Source organism: Tabrizicola flagellatus, assembly GCF_008271465.1.
GTDB lineage: Bacteria > Pseudomonadota > Alphaproteobacteria > Rhodobacterales > Rhodobacteraceae > Tabrizicola > Tabrizicola flagellata.
In genome coordinates, this window is the sequence record NZ_VMDU01000034.1 from 1 (window position 1) to 4,214 (window position 4,214).

The following is a 4,214-nucleotide window of genomic DNA, read 5'->3' on the forward strand; positions in this document are numbered from 1 at the left end:
CAATTGTCACCCGCCGGCTCTGGTTTCAGCTGGATGACTCTCGGGGGTCAGAGCATGCTTTTCATCGTCGCCCCCGAGCGTTCGACCCTCGAGAACCAGATCGCGTGGCTGTTCGGCCTCCACGGCGATCTGGGCGGCGGGTTCCGCTTGGCGGACTACGAGGGTCGCAATGACCGCGGACTTGATTTCGTCGCGAACTACGTCCTCGAGGAGCTGGGGATCGAACCGGCCGAGCCGGAGGCGGACCGGCTGGATCACATCGTCGCGGAGTGGGGCCTCGTGTTCCCGCGCTCGCGCGAGCTGTCGGCTGCTGCGTGGAAGCATTCAGGCGCGCCCGACCCTCGCGAGGATGCCGACGGCGCCCTGATGGGGTGGATCGAGTTCGAGGAGGCGTTGTTCCGGCGGCTCGAGCGGGTTGTCGTTGCTGAACGCCTCCATGCCGGCTTTGCGGCCGACGGCGAGGCGGATGTGGACGGCTTTCTGGCCTTCTCCCTGTCGGTGCAGAACCGGCGGAAGGCGCGCATGGGCCTGTCGCTCGAGAACCATCTCGAGGCCATTCTGACGGCCCGCGGCATCCGGCACACGCGCGGCGCGCGGACCGAAGGCAACAGCAGCCCGGATTTCCTGTTTCCCTCGTCGGCCGACTACCATGACCCGGCATTCGATCCGCTGCTTCTGTCGATGCTCGGGGTGAAATCGACCCTCAAGGACCGCTGGCGCCAGGTCCTGGCGGAGGCGGCCCGCATCGACCGCAAGCACCTCCTCACGCTCGAGCCCGGGATCTCGGTCGCGCAGACTGACGAGATGGCGCGCAACGATCTGCAGCTGGTCGTCCCCGCTGCGCTGCATCGGACCTTCACCCCTCAGCAGGCTGCTTGGCTGATGGATTTCCGGGATTTCCTAGGATTGGTCGCCGAGCGGCAGGCGCGGGCAGACGCTCGCGGATGACGGCCTCGAGGCTGCCGGGCTTCCCGGCCTCGCACTCCCAGATCACCACGACCCTCCAGCCCGCGGCCTCGAGCGCTGCGGCCTTCCGGGCGTCGCGCTCGACATTGGCCGCGAATTTCGCCTGCCAGAAGTCCGTCCGGGTGCTCGGAGTGGTCGCGTTCCGGCAGCCCTCGTGCCGGTGCCAGTAGCACCCGTGCACGAAGATCGCGACGCGCTGCCGGACCAGCACGATGTCCGGCGTGCCCGGCAGGTCGCGACGATGCAGGCGGAAACGGAAGCCTGCTGCGTGCAGCGCCCGGCGAACCATGTTCTCCGGGCCCGTATCCTTGCCCCGGATGCGCGCCATGTTGGCGCTGCGCGCCTCCGGTGTCAGTCTATCGGTCATGCCGAGCTCTAGCTGGTTTCAACAGTGTAACGTGACCTGAAGCAAATGCCTACGAGAGCAGCACAAACCCCGGACAATGCCGGCGAAAAGTCCCGAGGCAAAGAAACCGGAGTATTGATTACGGCCGGCCCCCTGAATCCAACGGCTGGCCTGCTTCTCTCGGGTTCGACCAGCAGGAGCGGATCGAGTTGGGCCGTTGAGAGTCAGTCTAGAGGCAACAGGCCGCTGGAGCCAGAGCACATGACGCCCGCATTCACGACAAACCTTACTAAAGCCTTGTCTACATGTCCGAATGATGCCACGGAGTCGCCACGGCGCCCGAGGGATGTATGCCCCCATCCTCACCCAACAGAATCTACGTGGGTGTGGACGGGAAAATGGCAACTATCACGCTCCCTGGCTTGGGATCGTCATTCACTTACGGAAGTGATGCCATCTCGCAGAATCTCTTCGGCGCAAACTTTCTGTTCAATCGCGACGGTGGTCAAACAGCGGGCTCGATATCGAACACCTATGAGGCCTTCGCGCGTGAGGTGAACCTGCCGACGATCCGCTATCCCGGCGGAACGATGACCGAGGTCAACTTTGATCTCACCAATCCGAACTCCACCCAGCAGAATTTTCTAGGCATCGGAATTCAGAAGGAGCCAACCGTAGGATTTTCCACTGCGGTGGAGTATGCTGCTTCGATCGGGGCATCTGTCACGGTAGTACTGCCGACATACCGCTTCCTGTCGACCGAACCGGATTCCGGAGGTTTCAGGACGATCAACGCCTCCCTGGAAGCAGATCTGCGGTCCTTCATCCGGCATTCCATCGCTGAAGCATCAAGCAAAGGCAGTTCGATTGCCGCATTCGAGATCGGAAACGAATGGTGGGCGGATAACAGCAGTGTCTTTGGGTTCAGAATGTCGCCGGTAGAGTACGGACGTGTCGCGAACTACATGGCGAGGATCGTTCAGGAGGAGATCGACAGTCTCAAGCTGGTCAACAGCCGCGGCGCGAAGATTGACCCGGACATCGTGGTCCAGGTAGGCCCCGGAGGCGCGGCGGAATGGTACTCGACATCCGGAAAGCCGATCCCGGAGGATTACGATGGACCGACCATCTCCGCAACAGAGCTGATCCTGAAGCAATTCACTGATCCCTATGCCCGGGCAGCAGTGGATGGTGTTCTGACCCACCGATATCTTCACGGAACGGATACGAGCATTTCAGGCTGGGCCTACAAACCTTTTGAGATCTGGAATGCTGTCGCCAGATCCATAGGCGGTTTCAAGGAGGTGGATCGGTATGTCACCGAATGGAATGTATCGAGCCGCAACCGCACAGAGCTCGGGATCAAGCAGTTTGATAGCATGGTGAAATTGTTCGAGGAAATGGTCAAGGCTGGCGTCGATCACGCCAATGTCTGGGCCGTCCAGCAGAACAATAGTACAAAGCTTATCGACAATACCGGAATTGGGGATGAGACCTATAATGGCCTGACATTCGCCGGTCTGGCATTTGACATGATGTCAGACAATCTGCGGGGGTTAAGAATTATCAACGCTCCGGACTTTATTTCCGGCCTCGATGCGAGCGCGTTCGGATCTGCGGAGCGGAATGTCTACTTCCTGACCAACCGATCAGACTCTTCGAGGTCGGATGTGTTAAGCTTCTCGGGCGACGCCGCGACAGCCCACCATCTTACAGTCTACGAGGTTTCCTCTTCGACCTCGGGCGAGCCCGAGGTCAGAGTTTCCACGATAAGCGTCGGTCGCGGCCTCACCACGGTTCCGCTAAACTTCAGCCCGCATGAGACGATCATGATTGTCGCCGTATCTGACCAGGTTGGAGCGAAAATTGAAGGATACGGCTTTGCGGACAATCTGGTCGGAAGCGTCTTCGGTGACTCGATCAGGGGCGCGGGAGGTAATGACATCCTCGTCGGTGACAACAGTGGCGACACGCTTCGTGGAGACGATGGGGCCGATTCTCTCTACGGTGGACTGGGCGATGACCGGCTATATGGAGGTTCAGAGAATGACCTTTTGGATGGCGGATCGGGCCGCGACCTGCTCGACGGGGGAGCTGGCGACGACTGGCTGTTCGGCGGTGTCGGTGCCGATACCTTCGTATTCAGCGGCGGAAAGGACATCGTTCATGACTTCGAGGACGGGGTCGACCGGATCCTGATATCATGGCAGCCGTGGAACAGCGCGATGCCTGATGTCGCTGACCTGCTGAGCGCCTCGAGGGTAACCGAAAAGGGTCTCGCTATTGATCTTGGGACAGCAGGCACCCTGGACATCCATGGAGTTTTCGACCCGGCGGTTCTGATCGACGACATCATGTTCGCCCTGTTCGCCTGATCTCATTTTGCTCTGCGTGCATACGCGGCGCGACCGGTCGTCGCCGGGCCCAGGGGGGCGAACGCCTCCTCGAGCGTTTGCAGTCCGTAATTGGAGCCGGGGCCTTCGAGAGCCCTTCGCAAGCCTGAAGCGGGATGATCGAAATGAAGCGCACTTTAATCCAAATTTAAGCTTCCCGGCTGATTAATTCTCGCCGGCAGATGACGCCCAATAAACCTATCAACTTGATCTCTCCACTCCCGATGCTCACTCTCGAGAAGAAACCAGAAATATCAAAAATATCGCAATCACGACCCATTCCGGACACAATTGAATGGCCCCGATAATGCAATCAGGAAACTTAAAATATATCTGGAGTTGATTGTTTCAAAAAGACGCAATCATGAGTAGCCGAGCCGCTGTGCGGCTGAGGAACGGGCTCATCCCGATGTGACGTCGCTTCAGAAAAGGAATCGGTCTCCGGGTCTGGCTCTGATGATGTGACCGCCCCCCGACGGCATCGATGTGCCAAGGTGGGTCTGCGAGGA

Annotated in this window: 3 protein-coding genes; 2 read left to right on the top strand and 1 reads right to left on the bottom strand. The window is 59.7% G+C overall.

Annotation, left to right across the window (positions count from 1 at the left end):
* The first annotated feature begins 54 nt into the window (after positions 1-54).
* Positions 55-948 (top strand): type II restriction endonuclease, encoded by an 894-nt coding sequence (locus tag FL625_RS17970; RefSeq protein WP_235019501.1) that lies wholly within the window; start codon positions 55-57, stop codon positions 946-948.
* Here FL625_RS17970 and FL625_RS17975 read toward each other — a convergent pair.
* A complete protein-coding gene (locus FL625_RS17975) occupies positions 857-1,333 on the bottom strand; it encodes a very short patch repair endonuclease (protein WP_149590039.1) in 477 nt (158 codons plus the stop codon). The two genes, FL625_RS17970 and FL625_RS17975, sit on opposite strands and share 92 nt — an antisense overlap.
* Before the next feature lie 377 nt (positions 1,334-1,710).
* Between FL625_RS17975 and FL625_RS17980 the strand changes: the two genes are divergently transcribed.
* The gene (locus tag FL625_RS17980) at positions 1,711-3,687 is read left to right on the top strand and encodes a calcium-binding protein (protein WP_160147825.1); all 1,977 of its coding nucleotides are present in this window, start codon (positions 1,711-1,713) and stop codon (positions 3,685-3,687) included.
* Positions 3,688-4,214 lie beyond the last annotated feature (527 nt).